The organism is Mycobacterium sp. IS-1742, assembly GCF_001500125.1.
Taxonomy (GTDB): domain Bacteria; phylum Actinomycetota; class Actinomycetes; order Mycobacteriales; family Mycobacteriaceae; genus Mycobacterium.
The window spans coordinates 59353-75010 of record NZ_LQIV01000004.1 but is presented as its reverse complement, the minus strand read 5'-3'; the positions used below and the strand labels follow the sequence as shown (position 1 = coordinate 75010).

Annotated in this window: 18 protein-coding genes and 1 pseudogene; 8 read left to right on the top strand and 11 right to left on the bottom strand. The window is 70.3% G+C overall.

The features are described 5' to 3' along the window. From AU196_RS04010 to AU196_RS03995, 4 genes are read right to left on the bottom strand one after another with little or no spacing between them, the layout of a single operon-like run. Complete coding sequence (locus AU196_RS04010; RefSeq protein ID WP_059093794.1) at positions 1-1155, bottom strand: cation:proton antiporter; 1155 nt, start codon at positions 1153-1155, stop codon at positions 1-3. Positions 1156-1158: 3 nt separating this feature from the next. Next, positions 1159-1683: a cation:proton antiporter regulatory subunit gene (locus AU196_RS04005; protein ID WP_059093793.1), complete on the bottom strand. Its 525-nt coding sequence runs from the start codon at positions 1681-1683 to the stop codon at positions 1159-1161. Between the two features lie 29 nt (positions 1684-1712). Next, the gene (locus tag AU196_RS04000) at positions 1713-2651 is read right to left on the bottom strand and encodes a sterol desaturase family protein (RefSeq protein WP_059093792.1); all 939 of its coding nucleotides are present in this window, start codon (positions 2649-2651) and stop codon (positions 1713-1715) included. Positions 2652-2688: 37 nt separating this feature from the next. Further along, positions 2689-4260 carry a carboxylesterase/lipase family protein gene (locus AU196_RS03995; protein WP_059093791.1) on the bottom strand — a complete coding sequence of 524 codons (1572 nt, stop codon included), beginning with the start codon at positions 4258-4260 and terminating at the stop codon, positions 2689-2691. Between the two features lie 69 nt (positions 4261-4329). Between AU196_RS03995 and AU196_RS03990 the strand changes: the two genes are divergently transcribed. Together AU196_RS03990 and AU196_RS03985 are read left to right on the top strand one after the other, a co-directional pair. Next, entirely contained in the window at positions 4330-4674 is a 345-nt protein-coding gene (locus AU196_RS03990; RefSeq protein WP_059093790.1) for a DMT family transporter, read from the top strand. Continuing rightward, positions 4674-4997, top strand: a complete 324-nt coding sequence (locus AU196_RS03985) for a DMT family transporter (RefSeq protein ID WP_059093869.1) — start codon at positions 4674-4676, stop codon at positions 4995-4997. The genes AU196_RS03990 and AU196_RS03985 overlap by 1 nt, the downstream gene beginning before the upstream one ends. Here AU196_RS03985 and AU196_RS03980 read toward each other — a convergent pair. Then, positions 4966-6165: an MFS transporter gene (locus tag AU196_RS03980; RefSeq protein WP_059093868.1), complete on the bottom strand. Its 1200-nt coding sequence runs from the start codon at positions 6163-6165 to the stop codon at positions 4966-4968. The genes AU196_RS03985 and AU196_RS03980 overlap by 32 nt on opposite strands. 89 nt (positions 6166-6254) lie before the next feature. On the opposite strand from AU196_RS03980, the gene malQ reads away from it, so the two are divergent. Continuing rightward, positions 6255-8417: a 4-alpha-glucanotransferase gene (malQ, locus tag AU196_RS03975; protein ID WP_059093789.1), complete on the top strand. Its 2163-nt coding sequence runs from the start codon at positions 6255-6257 to the stop codon at positions 8415-8417. Between the two features lie 91 nt (positions 8418-8508). Next, entirely contained in the window at positions 8509-8919 is a 411-nt protein-coding gene (locus AU196_RS03970) for a hypothetical protein (protein ID WP_059093867.1), read from the top strand. Positions 8920-8921: 2 nt separating this feature from the next. Here the strand turns inward: AU196_RS03970 and AU196_RS03965 are convergent, their stop codons facing one another. The 3 genes from AU196_RS03965 to AU196_RS03955 are packed head-to-tail and all read right to left on the bottom strand — an operon-like array spanning position 8922 to position 11039. Continuing rightward, positions 8922-9713, bottom strand: a complete 792-nt coding sequence (locus AU196_RS03965; protein WP_082695616.1) for an SDR family NAD(P)-dependent oxidoreductase — start codon at positions 9711-9713, stop codon at positions 8922-8924. Positions 9714-9749: 36 nt separating this feature from the next. Further along, the gene (locus AU196_RS03960; RefSeq protein ID WP_059093788.1) at positions 9750-10184 is read right to left on the bottom strand and encodes an SRPBCC family protein; all 435 of its coding nucleotides are present in this window, start codon (positions 10182-10184) and stop codon (positions 9750-9752) included. Positions 10185-10193: 9 nt separating this feature from the next. Then, positions 10194-11039, bottom strand: coding sequence for a lysophospholipid acyltransferase family protein (locus AU196_RS03955; protein WP_059093787.1), 846 nt, complete (start codon positions 11037-11039; stop codon positions 10194-10196). A gap of 94 nt (positions 11040-11133) precedes the next feature. Here AU196_RS03955 and AU196_RS03950 point away from each other — a divergent pair, with 94 nt between their 5' ends. Beyond that, positions 11134-12033 (top strand): metal-dependent hydrolase, encoded by a 900-nt coding sequence (locus tag AU196_RS03950; RefSeq protein WP_059093786.1) that lies wholly within the window; start codon positions 11134-11136, stop codon positions 12031-12033. Beyond that, positions 12034-13137, top strand: coding sequence for a PDR/VanB family oxidoreductase (locus AU196_RS03945; RefSeq protein WP_059093785.1), 1104 nt, complete (start codon positions 12034-12036; stop codon positions 13135-13137). A 3-nt stretch (positions 13138-13140) separates the two neighbouring features. Here the strand turns inward: AU196_RS03945 and AU196_RS03940 are convergent, their stop codons facing one another. Then, complete coding sequence (locus tag AU196_RS03940; protein ID WP_059093784.1) at positions 13141-13485, bottom strand: DUF7882 family protein; 345 nt, start codon at positions 13483-13485, stop codon at positions 13141-13143. A gap of 165 nt (positions 13486-13650) precedes the next feature. Between AU196_RS03940 and AU196_RS03935 the strand changes: the two genes are divergently transcribed. Both AU196_RS03935 and AU196_RS25005 read left to right on the top strand, forming a co-directional pair. Then, the gene (locus tag AU196_RS03935) at positions 13651-14526 is read left to right on the top strand and encodes an LLM class F420-dependent oxidoreductase (protein WP_059093865.1); all 876 of its coding nucleotides are present in this window, start codon (positions 13651-13653) and stop codon (positions 14524-14526) included. Continuing rightward, positions 14496-14915 (top strand): annotated as a pseudogene (locus AU196_RS25005) (nuclear transport factor 2 family protein); the annotation flags it as partial. The gene AU196_RS03935 and the pseudogene AU196_RS25005, both read left to right, overlap by 31 nt. 43 nt (positions 14916-14958) lie before the next feature. Here AU196_RS25005 and AU196_RS03925 read toward each other — a convergent pair. Next, positions 14959-15432: an NUDIX hydrolase gene (locus AU196_RS03925; RefSeq protein WP_059093782.1), complete on the bottom strand. Its 474-nt coding sequence runs from the start codon at positions 15430-15432 to the stop codon at positions 14959-14961. A gap of 21 nt (positions 15433-15453) precedes the next feature. Beyond that, on the bottom strand, positions 15454-15645 hold the full coding sequence (locus tag AU196_RS03920) for a hypothetical protein (RefSeq protein WP_059093781.1): 192 nt from the start codon (positions 15643-15645) through the stop codon (positions 15454-15456). Positions 15646-15658 lie beyond the last annotated feature (13 nt).

The window sequence follows — 15658 nt, the reverse complement described above, 5'->3', positions numbered from 1 at the left end:
CTATCCGGGCCGCCGCCGCGCGGGCACCCGTGCACCGGTGAAGCGGGCCAGCACCGGGCCCACCATGGCCAGGATGAACACGTACGGCGTCGCCACCGCCTCGAGCGTCTCCACGCTCGCCCCGACCAGTCCGATGATCACCAGCGAGAACTCACCGCGGGCGATGAGCGCCGTCCCGGCACGCAGCTGACCGGGCCTGCCCACCCCGTCCCGTCGCGCGGCGAACTGTCCGGTGAGCACCTTCGTGAACGAGGTCACCACTGCCAGGGCGAGCGCGACGGGGAGCATGGGGAGCAGCGCGACGGGGTCCACCGAGACCCCGATCGCGAGAAAGAAGATGGCCGCGAACAGATCGCGCAGCGGGGTGAGCACCGTGCGGGCCCGCTCGGCCGCCTCCCCGGTCAGGGTCAAGCCGACCAGGAACGCCCCGACCGCGGCCGAGGCGTGGATGAACTCCGCCAGCGCCGCGACGATCAGCGTGAGCCCGAGGATGCGCAGCAGCAGTTGTTCGTTGTCCGGGTGGGCGACGAGTCGGCCGACGTGGTGGCCCCAGCGGTAGGAGACCACGAATGCCAACACCAGCGCGCTGATCGCGATCGCCATCCCGAACACCGCCTGCAGGAAGGTGCCGCCGGCGGCGAGCACCGCGAGCAGCGGCAGGTACGCCGCCATCGCGAAGTCCTCGAGCACCAGGATGGACAACACCGCGGGCGTCTCGCGGTTGCCGAGCCTGCGCAGGTCCGACAGCAGCCGGGCGATGACGCCCGACGACGAGATCCAGGTGACACCCGCGAGCGCCAGGATGCCGACACCGTCCAGGCCGATCAGCCACCCGGCGATCGCTCCGGGCGCCGCGTTGAGCACGAGGTCGACACCGGCCGAGGGCAGGTGTCTGCGCAGGCTGGTGGCGAACTCCCCGATCGAGAACTCCAGGCCGAGGGTGAGCAGCAGCAGCACCACACCGATCGACGCGCCCGTCTCCACGAAATCCCCCGCCGCGGGCACCGGCGCCAACCCACCCTCCCCGAGCGCCAGCCCGGCGACCAGGTACAGCGGAATCGGGGAGAGCGCGAAGCGGCGAGCAATGGTGCCGAGCACCGTGAGCACCGCGAGAATGACGCCGAGCTCGAGCAACAGCGTCGCGGATACCTCCACCGATCAGCCTCGGCCGGGCGGACCCGGCTGGTGCGTCTCGCGTCCGTGCCCCTGGGTCACGATGACCTCGACACCCGCCAGACCCTCTTCGGTGCCGATCACCACCAGCACGTCCCCGGCGCGCAGCAGATCGGAGGGCCCCGGCGACGCCAGGACCTCCTCGTCGCGGACGATCGCGACGATCGAGGCCCCGGTGCGCGTACGCGCCCGGGTGTCTCCGAGCGGCCGGTCGACGAAGGGGCTGCCCGCCCGCACCGAGACCTGGCCGGCGTTGAGGCCGGGCACCTCGCGGGTGAGGTCGGCGAACCGCTCGGCGATTCGTGGGGCACCCAGGATCTGCGCCAGCGCCTCGGCTTCCTCACCGGTCAGCCGGAACACCTGCTGGGCCTGGTCGGGGTCCTCCTTGGGGTAGACCACCACCTCGAAATCCCCTGTGCGCCGGGCGACCACACCGATCCGGTCCCCGTCGCGGTTGTCGAACTCGAACCGCAGCCCGACACCGGGCAGCAGGACCTCTTTGACATCCATGGGTCCATCTTGCTGCGCCGGAGCCGAAATCAGGCGCGAACGGCGGCCTTGTCCTCGACGTGTCGGCTCCCGGCCGGTTTCCATCCCGGCGGGCCGAATGCGTAGCCGACGCGGTCACTCCAGCGCCGCGCACGGCGCACGTCGCGGGCGATCGCAGCGTATTCGTGGGTCTGCAGCCGCCAGATGTTGTACGTGTCGACGGGTTTGGTCAGCCCGTAGTGCGGGCGGAACAGTTCGGGCTGGAACGTGCCGAACAGGCGATCCCAGATGATCAGGATCCCGCCGTAGTTCTTGTCCAGGTACTCCGGGTCCCTGCCGTGGTGCACGCGGTGGTGTGACGGTGTGTTGAACACGAACTCGATGGGCCGCCACAGGGTGCCGATGCGCTCGGTGTGGATCCAGAACTGGTAGATGAGGCTGATCGAGAACGCCGCGAACACCATCCACGGCGGGACGCCCAACAGCGGCAGCGGCAGCCACATCACGATCTCGCCGCTGTTGTTCCACTTCTGGCGCAGCGCGGTGGCGAAGTTGTAGTACTCGCTGGAGTGGTGTGCCTGATGGGTGGCCCAGACGAGCCGGACCCGGTGTGCGGTGCGGTGATAGGCGTAGAACAGCAGGTCGACGCCGACGATCGCGATCACCCACGTGTACCACTGGTTCGACGGCAGTTGCCACGGCGCGACGTAGGTGTACAGCGCCGCGTAGCCGATCAACGCGCCGAACTTCCAGACCGCCATCGTGCCGACCGACACCAGGCCCATCGAGAGGCTGGTCCAGGCGTCACGGGCGACGTACGCACCCGCGGGCGGCTGGTCCGCCGACTCGAGGTGTTCGAGCTTCCGGGCGGCGGTCCACTCGAGGATCAGCAGCAGCAGGAAGAACGGGATGGCGAACAGCACCGGCTCGCGCATCTGCGGCGGCAGGAACTCGAGAAACGCTCCGATCGCGTCGCCCATTGCGCCCATCACACGACACCTCCGGACGGCAGTCTATCCGCCCGCCCTACCGGAAACTGAGGACCTCGTCACCCCATGCGGCGCGCAGGTCACCGTCGAGGTCGTCGACGATCGAGTCCTCGCCGTCGATCACCAGGGTGGCCCGGTCGTCGGCCCGGTACGGACGCCACGGCGGCGCGCCTCCGGGTTGCCCGGACGCGGCGAACCGGGTCCACCGCCCCCGCAGCCGGCCGGAGACGGCGGTACCGGTCTTCAGACCTCCCAGCTTGAACGTGGGATCCCTCGGGCCGGCCACGAGATTGCCCCAGACATAGGGTAATTCGGTCGCGTGGGCCGCGCCGAGGCGCAGCAGCCGCAGCATCGGGGTGGCGAAGTCGAACCGGTACAGATAGACGGGCGCGACGGCACTGTGGCCCTCGCCGAACCACACCGACGGCATCCGGAAGCCGATGTCGCGGGCCACGCCCAACCCCCTGGCCTTCCCGCGCAGCCCGGAGTAGGCGCCCACCAGGTCGGCCTCCGACGGGAGCTGCAGTCCGGGTTGTTCGGCGGCGATCTCGGCGAACATCGAGCTGATGGCGTGCGGTGTGATCGGCATCAGGGGCGACTTCATCCACCGGAACAGCGCGGCCTCGTGCTTGTTGGTGCCGATGATCAGTGGCACCGGAAGGGAACCACCGTTGCGGGCCACTTTGACCGGGAGGTCGGGGACGAGGTCGCCGTCGACGATCGGCGCGAAGGCCAGTGTGCCCGGCGTCCGCACCGGAACCTCGTCGAAGAGGCGTTTGGAGGCGGCGAGCAGGGTCGGCAGCGGCGCCTCGACAAGACGGTGGCTGTCGGCGGTTGAGACGCCCACCTTGTCGAGGAACTGTTCGGCCGTGCGCCGCCCACGCTCGGCGCTGTAGACCGACGTCGCCGGAGAACTCTGCGCGACTGCCGCCGAGAACAGCCCGCGTGCCGCCGGACTCGTCATCAGCGTGGTGACGATGCCGCCGCCTGCGGATTCGCCGAACAGTGTGACCCGCGCCGGGTCACCGCCGAACGCCGCGATGTTGTTCTGCACCCAGTGCAGCGCGGCAAGCACGTCACGCAGACCGGGGTTCGTGTCGAACCTGCCGCGTGAGGTGGTGAACGCGGACAGGTCGAGGAAACCGAAGGCGCCGAGCCGGTAGTTGACCGTCACCACGACGACGTCGCCCCCGGAGGCCAGCGCCTTGCCGTGGTAGAGCGGCTGATTCGCCGAGCCGAGGACGTAGGCGCCGCCGTGCACCCACACCATCACGGGCTTCCCGTCGCCGGCGGCGGTACCGGACGGGGCCCACACGTTGAGCCGCAGACTGTCCTCGTCCTGCACACCACCGAGATCGAGGGGGATCCGCGGATCGGTCGACTGCGGGCAGACCGGACCGACACGGCGGGCGTCGGCGACCTCGCGCCACGGTCGGGGCGGTTCGGGGGCGCGCCAGCGCAGTTCGCCGACAGGCGCGGCGGCGTAGCGAACGCCCTTCCACACCTTCACGACACCGTCGTCGGCGCCGCGCACCGGCCCGTACGCGGTGTCGACCACGGGCTCGGCGGCCGCCGTCCGACCCGATGCCCCGGTTGATTCTGTCGTCACGCGGCAGCACCTCCCTGCGGTAAGCCTCGACCCGACCAGGCTACTCATCACGTCGGATAGGTTGACGCGGTGCGGAAGTCAGTGCTGTTGACCGCAGCCATCGTCACCGAGGTCACCGCGACCTTCGCGCTCCGGGCATCTCAGGACGACTCGTGGTGGCTGATCGTCGTGGTCGCCGGGTACCTCGGGGCGTTCGTACTCCTCACCGCCGTACTTCGGGCCGGGATGGCCGTCGGTGTGGCGTACGGCATCTGGGGCGCCTCGGGTACGGCGGCCACCGCCGTCCTGGCGGCCGGGATCTTCGGCGATCCGTTCACCTGGCCGATCGCCGCCGGCATCGCGTTGATCATCGGCGGGGTGTTGCTGGTGGAGGTCGGCGCGCACCCGCGGCCGGAAACGCGTGGCGCGCTGTGATGTATCTCGCCCTCGCGGCTGCCATTGCGCTGGAGGTGCTCGCGACGCTGTGCCTGCGCGCGTCGGACGGGTTCCGCAAGAAGGTCTGGATCGCGCCGGTGGTGCTCGGCTACCTGGCGTCGTTCACCTTGCTGTGGCTGACGCTGTCCCTCGGCCTGCCGGTCGGCATCGCCTACGGCGTGTGGACGGCCTGCGGCGTCGCGCTCGTCGCCGTGCTGGCGCGGTTCCTGTTCGGCGAACGCCTCACGCCGACGATGGGCGCGGGAATCGCCCTCATCGTGGCCGGTGTGCTCACGATCGAACTGGCCGGCCTCTCACATTGAGCGCGCCCGCGAGCGCCACGATCACCAGCCCGGCGAGCGGGACCGTCAGCAATCCGATCCGCAGGCTGGTGGAGTCGGCGATCAGGCCCACGACAGGCGGTGAGGCCAGGAAGCCGATGCGCAACAGCCAGGTGACGATGGTCAGACCGGTACCGGGTCGCAGTCCGGGGAGCTGATCGGCGCCGTGCATGGCCGCCGGGATCGCGGTGGCCACGCCGAGCGCGGCGACGGCGAAGCCGGCGATCGTCGTGGGAACGCTCGGGAAGGCCAGCGCCGCGCCCATGCCCGCCGCGGCCAACGCTCCCCCGGCGCGGGCGACAGCGGTCTCGCCGAACCGGTCGACCAGCCGGTCACCGAGGAGCCGGCCGACGAACATGAAGGCGGCGAGGGCGATGTACCCGAACGCCGCGATCGCGCCCGGAGCGCCGACGCTGTCGCGCAGATACAGGGTGGCCCACGAACTCCCGGCGTCCTCGACCAACGCCCCGGCGATGGCGATGACGGCCAGCGCGACCAGCACCAGGTACACCTTCCGCCCGGCGCGCTCGCCGTCGGCGTAGGCCGCCGCCGGATGGTCGTCGTGATCGGCCCCCGGCAGCATGAAGTGATAGGCGACCAGCACCACCCCGGTGAACACCACGGCGGCGACCCCCAGGTGCACCGGACGCGGGACCTCCAGGGCGATCGCGCCCGCGCCCATGAGCCCGCCCAGGACAGCACCGCCGGCCCACACGGCATGCACGGAGTTGATGATGGACCGGCCGTAGCTGCGCTGGACCCGGAGGGCATGGGCGTTCTGCGCCACATCGGTTACCGCGTCGGCCGCGCCCGCCAGGAAGAGCGCCGCGGCCACCAGTACCGCCGACGGCGCCAGCCCGGCCGCGAACACGAACACCGCGATGGTGACGGTCCCCGCGACGGCGACCCGGGCCGAATTGAAGCGGCGGATGAGAGCGGCTGCCGCGAGGCCGGCGACGAAGGCCCCCGCGGAGAAGGCGGCGATCGTGATGCCGTACACGGCGTTGGTCAGCGCCAGGTCGGCTTTGATCTCCGGATAGCGCGGCAGCAGGTTCGCGAACAACGCACCGTTGGTGAGGAACTGCGCGGCCACCGCGACCCGGGCCCGGCGCACACGCACCGCGGACACATCGAGCACTCCAGAGGCCATGGGCGCGACCATACCCAGGCCGGTTACTTTCACGCGGAACGGGAATGCTCGCGCGCGTGCCCACCTCACTCACGGCAGGATGGTCAGCTATGACCGAACTGTCCCCGTCCCTGGTCGAACTCGCCGCCCGCCACGGCGTCGCCACCCACTACGAGGACTGGTCCGGCACCCAGGTCGCCGTACCCGAGTCGACGCTGATCGCGGTGCTCGCTGCACTGGGCGTCGCCGCAGCGGACGACGAGCAACGCGCCGCCGCGCTCACACAGCACGACCGCATGTACTGGCAGCGGTCCCTGCCGCCCACGATCCTGGCCCGCACCGGAAGCACGTCGTCGTTCTGGGTGCATGTCACCCACGGTGACGCCGTCGAGGTGTGGGTCGCGCTCGAGGACGGCTCGACCCGCACTGCTCTGCGCCAATTGCGCAACGACACACCGCCTTTCGATCTCGACGGCCGACAGGTCGGTGAGGCCAGCTTCGAGCTGCCCGCGGACCTGCCGCTGGGATACCACCGGGTGCACATGCGCAGCGGGACGGTCGAGGCGGACGCGCCGCTCATCGTGTCCCCCGCGACCCCTCCGGTGCCGCCGCGGCTCGGGGCCCGTCGCAGCTGGGGGCTGGCCACCCAGCTCTACAGCGTCCGCTCGCACCGCTCGTGGGGAGTCGGCGACCTGACCGACCTCACCGACCTGGCGGTGTGGTCGGCGACGCGGCACAGCGCCGGGTTCATCTTGGTCAATCCCCTCCACGCGGCCGCGCCCGCCGTGCCGATGGAACCGTCGCCGTACCTGCCGACGTCCCGCCGGTTCGTCAACCCGCTGTACCTGCGGCCGGAGGCGATCCCGGAATACGCCGAACTGCGCCACCGGGGACGGTTGCGGCGCGCGCGCACCGAGGTTCAGGCCCGCGCCCGGCGCAAGGAGCTCGTCGATCGCGATTCGGCCTGGCGGGCCAAGCGGGCGGCACTGACGGCCATCTACCACGTCGAGCGGTCGGCCGGACGCGAGCTCTCCTACGCGGGATACCGGGCGCGTGAGGGGCGCGCCCTCGACGACTTCGCCGTCTGGTGCGCGCTGGCGGAGAAGTACGGCAACGACTGGCACGGTTGGCCGGCCGAACTGCAGCGTCCACGCAGCGAGGCGGTGGCCGCGTACGCCGCCGAGCACGCCGACGACGTCGACTTCCACCGCTGGCTTCAGTGGCAACTCGACGAGCAACTCACCGCCGCTCACGCCACCGCGATCGGCGCCGGGATGGACATCGGGGTCATGCACGACCTCGCGGTCGGGGTGGACCCCAACGGCGCCGACGCGTGGGCCCTGCAGGAAGTGCTCGCCCTCGGCGTCACCGCCGGCGCCCCGCCCGACGAGTTCAACCAGCTCGGCCAGGACTGGTCGCAACCGCCGTGGCGCCCTGATCAGCTGGTCGAGCGGGCCTACGAACCGTTCCGCGCGTTGGTCAGCGGGGTGCTGCGGCATGCGGGAGGCGTCCGGATCGACCACATCATCGGTCTGTTCCGGCTGTGGTGGATCCCGCGCGGCGCCGCACCGACCGACGGCACCTACGTCCGTTACGACCACGAGGCCATGATCGGCATCGTCGCGCTCGAGGCGCACCGGGCGGGGGCGGTGGTGGTCGGTGAGGACCTCGGCACCGTCGAACCCTGGGTGCGCGACTACCTGCACGACCGCGGGCTGTTCGGCACCTCGATCCTGTGGTTCGAGCACGACCGTGACGGCGACGGCGGGCCGCTGCCCGCGGAGCGGTGGCGGGAGTTCTGCCTCTCGGCGGTGACGACGCACGATCTGCCGCCCACCGCCGGATACCTTGCCGGGGAACACGTCCGGTTGCGCGACGAGCTGGGGCTGCTCACCCGTCCGGCGGCCGAGGAACTCGCCGACGACCGGGCCGCGCAGGCCGCATGGCTGTCCGAACTGCGCCGGGTGGGCCTGCTGCCCGCGCAGGACGGCGACATCGGACCGGATGGCGAACCGGGTTCCGACGCCGTGATCCTGGCCCTGCACCGGTATCTGGGCCGGACCCCGTCGCGGTTGCTGTCGCTGTCCCTCGCCGATGCGGTCGGAGATCTGAAGACCCAGAACCAGCCCGGCACCAGCGACGAGTACCCGAATTGGCGGGTGCCGCTACGGGGTCCGGACGGACGCCAGCGCCTGCTCGAGGACGTCTTCACCGACCCCCGCGCGGCGGCGCTCGGCGCAGTGATGGGTTCGCTGGTGCGCCCTGTGCTGTGAGATGGGCTGTAACGCCGGAGCGCCGTTCTCCGGTTTCACATTCGTCACCGCTGCGATATGTTCGCACCGCACACAACCGACGGAGGCCATGTTGAAGAAGCTCGTGACGCTCGGCGCCGGAGTGCTGGCCGCCGGGGCCGCGGCCGTGATCGGCACCGGTGTGGCCGCGTCCCAGCCGGGCGGCACCTACAACGTCGTCGGGGAGCCCTACACAAAGGCACTGCAGATCCTGCGCGCGCAGGGCGTGAAGGCCACCTTCGGCGGCTCGTTCGGCAGCGTGCTGCCGCAGTCGAGCTGCCTGGTCGACACCCAGAAGCTGACGTCCGGCGGCAAGATGCTGCTGATGCTGGACTGCAGCCAGGCCGCCGCCGACCGCCTCAAGGCGTCGCAGCCGGCCGGCGGACCGCGGGTGGGGTCCAACGGCATCACGACGGTGACGCCCACCCCGATCGTGCCGATCCAGGGTGCGCCGGGCGCGGGGACTCCGCCGCCCGTCGGCTGACCTCAGCGCTCCATCGGTTTGGCGATCAGCCGGTTCATCCGCGCCTTGATCCCGTCGGGCAGCACCATGGTGGCCGCCCCCAGTGCCTTCGACATCAGCGACGCCGCGACCACCTTCCGATCGCCGCGCTTCATCGCCTCGTAACCCTGTCTGGCCACGTCCGCCGGGTCGTCCTTGGGCAGCGGACCGCCGACAGGGGTGTTGCGCATCTTCGCGCGGGTGAAGAATTCGGTGTCGACGGGGCCGGGCATCAGCGCGGTGACCGTCACCCCGGTGTCGCGCATCTCGTCGTGCAGTGCCTCGGCGAAACTCTGCACGAACGACTTCGACGCGTTGTAGATGCTCTGGTTGGACCCGGGGATCGCGGCGACGGTCGACGACGTGAACAGCACCCGGCCACTGCCCCGCTCGTCCATGTCGGCCAGCACGAGTTTGGCCAGGTGCACCGTGGAGCGCACGTTGAGGTCGACGATCGCGAGGTCTTCGGCCAGGTCGCCGTCGACGAACCGCCCGGCCCGTCCGATCCCGGCGTTGATCGCCGCCGCGTCCAGCCGGCGGCCGTTCGCCGTCGCCTTCGCATACAGCGAGGCCACGCCCTCCTCCGTGCGCAGATCCACCTCGACCGGTGTCACCTGCCGACCGATTCGCGAAAGTTCCTGTGCGGCAACGTGAATCTGCGCCTCGTCGGCCGCGATCACCAGCTCGTAGCCATCCCGGGCGAACAGTTTGGCCAGTTCGAATCCGATACCCGTTGATGCGCCGGTGACCAGTGCCAGCTTCGTCGCTTCAGCCATGGGGCCGGACTACCCGCCGCGGACCGCGCGAAACGGTCAGCCCTCCACCAGGGCCTTGAGCCGCTTGAGCGTCTCGGACATGGTGCGCCCCACCTGTCGGGCCGCCACCCGGTCGGCGATCAGCCCGAGCACCCCGCCCGGCGCCTCGTAGGACAGCCGGAACGTCACCTTGGTGCGGCCGTCGTTGCCGTCACGCAACCGGAAGCGGCCGCGCAGCGTCACCCCGGTGATGCCGATCCACGCCAGGTCACGCTGCGGATCGAATTCCACGAGTTCGACGATGCCGCCGATCGGCACCGAACCCACCTTCCAGTGCACGGTGAACCGGGACCCGACGTCGGGCGGACCCTCGGTGACGGTCTCCCAGCGCTCCAGGCTCGCCATGAACTCCGGATAGCAGTCCGGGTTGCTGACCACCTTCCACACCGTGTCGCGGTCGGCGTCGAGCACACATCGCCGTTCGAGCCTCATGCCGCCCCCCTAGCCCAGCACCGGGAATCGTCGCTCCGCGGCCAGCCGGTCCACCCCGCCCTGCAGGCTCGCCACCACCTTGTCGTTGATGACGTCGGCGTCGGCGTCGGCGATGTCGGCCGCCGCGATGGGCTCCTGCACCTCGATGACGATCTTCGTCGGCAACGGCAGTCGCGGGATGAGGTCGCTGACCACCAGACCCCACGGCGGTGCCAACAGGATCGGCACACTCTTCAACCGCGCCAGCTTGTCCACCATCAACAACCGCGCCAGCCACTGACCGCGGTCGAGGAACAGCGCCGCCTCCTGACCGCCGACACTGGCCACCGGCACGATCGGCACCCCCGCGTCACGGGCCAGCCTCACGTAGCCCTTGCGGCCGCCGAAGTCGACCCGGTGCCGCTCCCACGACGGTCGGAACACCTCGTAGTCGCCGCCGGGGTAGACCAGCAGCGCCGCCCCGGATTCGAGCGCCAACCGGGCGTTGTCGGGATTGGCTGCGACGGTGCCGAATTTGCGCAGCCATCCCAGGCCCGGGACGGACACCACCAGATTGTGCGCCAACTGGTAGAACGGCCGCTCGACACCGAAGTACGAGCAGAAGGCCAGCGTGAACACGAAGGTGTCGGGCGGCAGGTTGCCGCCGCTGTGATTGCCGACCAGCAGTACGGGCCCCTCGGCCGGGATGCGGTCCAGGCCCCGCACGTCGGCCCGGAAGTACAGCGATGCGAGCAGCCACGTACCGGGCAACTGCTCGCGGATGTAGTCCGCATCGCGCTGGTCCAGGTCCGCCTTCGGCACCCTGGACGTCACCTGGTGCTTGGCCCAGTCGAGAACGTCGCTGATCCCCGCCATGGCACGTCGTATTGACACCCGGGCGTTAGCCGAAACCTGCGTTCCCACCTAACCGTCGTAGACTGCGGGCGTCACCGGCATCAGGAGGTGTGCAATGTTGCGACCGCGCCGCTTCGACGTGGAGATCGACCCGGGTCCCGTGCAGATCCAGGCCAGGAGGGTGGCCTTCGACGTCACCGACAGCGATCTGCACTGGATCCCCGGCCATCCGGTGGCGTCCAACGTCGTGAGCCTGCTCAACATCGTGCTGCCCGCCGCCGAACGCTGGTTCGTCGAGACCTTCAACGAGGCGCTGCCGCTGGTGCGGGATCCCCGGTTGGCCGAGGACATGCGCGGATTCATCGGCCAGGAGGCCACCCACGCCGACGTGCACGAGCGAGTTCTGCACGACTATCTCGAGGCCCGCGGCATCGACCCCGGGCCGGTCCTCGACCAGATCGAGTACGTGTTCGGCCGCATGCTGGCGCCGAGCACGTCCACCGATCCCAAGCGGCGGCTCAACCACCTGTGCGACCGACTGTGGCTGATCGCGGCCATCGAGCACTACACCGCGGTCATGGGCGACTTCGCCCTCAACTGCGCATGGGACGACTTCGGTGCCGACCCGACCATGGTCGACCTGTTCCGCTGGCACGGCAGCGAGGAGGTCGAGCACCGCAGCGTCGCCCACGACGTCGCGGTCCACTTCCACGACAGCTACTCCGACCGGATCAGGGCGATGTGCATCGCGGTGGCGATGATCTTCGTGTTCTTCCAGCGGGCCGCCTGGTATCTGGTGAAGCGTGACCCGAACACCGATATCGGCTGGTGGCGCTTCAACCGGATGCGGATGCGCGACTCCAAGCTGGGCCTGCTGCCCCGCTACCGAAAGCTGTTCGGCGCCAACACGTTGATGTACTTCCGGCCGGGGTTCTCCCCCGAGGAGATGGGGTCGACCGCGCAGGCCGTCGCCTACCTCGCCAGCTCCCCCGCGGCGCGGGCCGCACACCTGTAGATGCTGCTCGATCGGTTCCGGCAGGCGCCGCCGAGCGCGTTCGGCCGGTTGCGCCACGATCTGTCGATCGGCGTCGCCGATGCCGCCATCTCCGCGCTCTGGGCCCTGTCGGGCCGCGTCCGCGACATCTCCGAGCCGCGACCGCACGAACACCTGATCAGGCTCGCCGTCACCGACCGCCGGGTGGTCGCACACGACGAGGACGTCGTCGCGCTCACGCTCACCGCCGCCGACGGCGGCGCACTGCCGCCCTGGCACCCCGGCGCGCACCTCGACCTGCACCTGCCCAGTGGACGTATCCGGCAATACTCACTGTGCGGCGACCCCGCCGTACGGGACAGCTACCGGATCGCGGTACGGCGCATCGCCGGCGGCGGTGGCGGCTCGGTCGAGGTGCACGAGCGACTGCGCCCCGGCGCCACCGTGGGAACGCACGGGCCCCGCAACGCCTTTCCCCTCACGCTGCCCGGTTACGGATCCCCCGCGCGACGGCTGCACTTCGTCGCCGGCGGCATCGGCATCACCCCGATCCTGTCGATGCTCGCGCCGGCGCAGCGCCTCGGCGTGCCGTGGACCATGACCTACGCCGGCCGCAGTCGCGCCAGCCTGCCGTTCCTCGACGACGTCGCCGGCTACGGCGATCGCGTGCGCATCCACACCGACGACGTCGGGGGTGTGCCGACAGCCGAGGATCTCCTCGGTGAGTGCCCGGACGGCACAACCGTGTACGCGTGCGGGCCGGCACCGATGCTGACCGCGGTGCGGTCGGCACTCGCCGGACGCGCCCAGGTCGAACTGCACTTCGAGCGGTTCGCCGCCCCGCCCGTCGTCGACGGCGCGCCGTTCTCGGTGTCGGTCGCCTCGACGGGGGCGGTGGTCTCGGTGGCCGCTGACGAGACCCTGCTCGGAGCACTGAACCGGTCGGGTGTGCACACCGCGTACTCGTGCAGGCAGGGGTTCTGCGGAACGTGCCGGACCCGGGTGCTCGACGGCACCGTCGACCACCGCGACACACTCCTCACCGAGCCGGAACGCGCCGCCGGCATGATGCTGACCTGCGTGTCGCGTGCGCCGGAGGGGCAGCGGCTGACGCTGGACCTGTAGCCGCTACGCCCCGTCGGTGAACGGCCACCACAGGCCGTCGCTGCCGCGGACGCCGTACGGGGTGTCCATGGCGGCGGTGATCTCCTCGACCTCGCTGTCCTGCAACGGTTCCGGCGCCACCCGGCCGCCGGATCCGTCGGTGACGTCGTAGCCGAAGCTGACCGGCAGACCGGGGTGCATCCAGTGGCTCACCGTCTGCTCGGCGCCACCCTCGCCGTTGTGGGCGATGGTCAGGAAGTAACCCTTGCCCGACGCGAACCGTGCGGCCGTGGCCACCTGCAGGTGCGCCAGGAAACGGTTGGTGAAAGTGCCGGGTAGCGGTTGCCCGCCCACGTGAAGCGTTGCCACGGATTCGCCCTTCGCTCGTGTCCTCGTCGACCTTCGCCCACCCACGAACGCCGATCTGTACTATCGCGCCATGCCGTTGGCGACCGTATCAGCGGACGGCGGGTACCGAGAGCGGTTCAACCGGGAAGCCGTCGGGTGTGCGTGCGGCAACGGGCCGCCGGTCCCGTGAGGTACGCCGTCGTCGCGCCGGTCGCCGCCGGGGTCACCGCCGATCCGGCCTGGATGGTGGCATTCGCGCGACACCTCGAGGCATGCGGTTTCGAGTCGATCGTCGTGGTCGAGCACACCGTGCTGATGACCCAGTACGCCAGCGTCTATCCCTACGACCCCTCCGGACGGGTCGAACTCGCCGCCGACACTGCGGTTCCCGATCCACTCGACCTGCTGTCGTTCCTCGCCGCGCACACCGAGCGGCTGGGCCTGGCGACCGGAGTTCTGGTGTTGCCCAACCACCACCCGGTGGTGCTGGCCAAGCGAGTGGCCACCGTCGACGCGTTGTCGCGCGGCCGGGTCCGCCTCGCCGTCGGCACCGGGTGGCTGGCCGAGGAACTGAGCGCGTGCGGCGCCGACTTCAGCACCCGCGGGAGGCGTGCCGACGAACAGATCCAGGTGTTGCGCACACTGTGGGACGACAGGCCCCACGGGGCGGGTTTCCACGGCCGCTTCTTCGATTTCGATCACGCGATGTGCTACCCGAAGCCGTATGGGCGTGTGCCCATCCACATCGGGGGGCACAGCCGGGCGGCGGCGCGACGCGCGGGGCGCCTGGGTGACGGGTTCCAGCCCCTGGGTGTGGCCGGTGCCGAGCTCGACGAGCTGATCACCGAGATGCGTTCCACCGCAAGCAATTCAGGCCGGGACCCCGATGCGCTCGAACTGTCCCTGGGGCACGCCGTGACCAAGATCGACGCGGCCCGCGCCGAGAAGCTCGCCGCACTCGGAGCCGACCGCGTGGTGCTGGCGATGCCGCCGGTCACCTCGCTCGACGAGGCGACCGACGCGGTGTCGGCGTGCGCCCGGCGACTCGGGCTGATCTCGTGACGCTCCGCGTGGCCGATCGGCTCGCGCTGTCCGACCTCGTGCACCTCTACGCCGCCGCGGTCGACGACCGCCGGTTCGACGACGTGGTGCAGCTGTTCACCGACACCGCCGAGATGCGGTTGCCCGACCCTCCGCGCGTGCTCACCCCGTCGCGGCATCTACACGGGCACGACGGCGTCCGGACGGCGATGGCGGGACTGTCCGGGATGGAGCGCACCGAGCACGCGATCGTCGGCGAGGTGTACGCCGAGACCGCCGACCGCGGATACGCGCTGGGCCGCATCACCTGCATCGCCCACCACTGGAGCCAGTCCGGACGGGAGGTCACCGATGTGGTGTGGCACCTGCGCTACGACGACGAATACCAGCACACCCCCGCGGGCTGGCGTATCCACGGTCGCGCACTCACCGTCAACGCGATCGACGTCCGCCCTACCCGGGTTCTGCGCCGACAGCGGCCGACAGCTCATCGAGCACCGGACGCTGACCAGCAAGCAACTTCGTCCGCGCCGCCTCCACCGGAAACCATGCCACCCGGTCGATTTCGGGAAACTCCCTGAGCCTGCCCGAGCCCTTCGGCCACTCGAGGGTGAACGTGTTGCTCATCGCCGTCTGCGGGTCCAGGTCGCCGCGGACGGCGAAGACGGTGACGACCTTGCCCCCGGGCTGCTTCACCGGTCGCAGACGAAGCGGTTCGCCGGGGGGAACCGGCGAGCCGAGTTCCTCGGCGAACTCCCGTTGCGCGGCGACCCATGGGTCTTCGTCGGGGGTGTACTCCCCCTTGGGAATCGACCATGCGCCGTCGTCGCGGCGCGCCCAGAACGGGCCGCCCGGATGCCCGAGCAGAACCTCGAGGACGCCGTCGACGATGCGGTAGAGCAGCAGTCCGGCACTGAGTTTCGGCACCGTGCACCACCTACGCCGCGGTCAGTAGGAGCGGTCGCCCTCGCTGTCGTCGATGAAGTCCCAGCGGTCCTCCTCGACCTTGACCTCCATCCGGTAGCCGAGTTCATTGCCGGGGACCTGCTCGACGAACCAGGCATGCGCGTCGTCGGCGCTCTCGATGTCCGTGGTCGAGACGACCTCACCCTTCGGATTCAACACGCGATAGGTAGCCATGGCTCTACTGTTC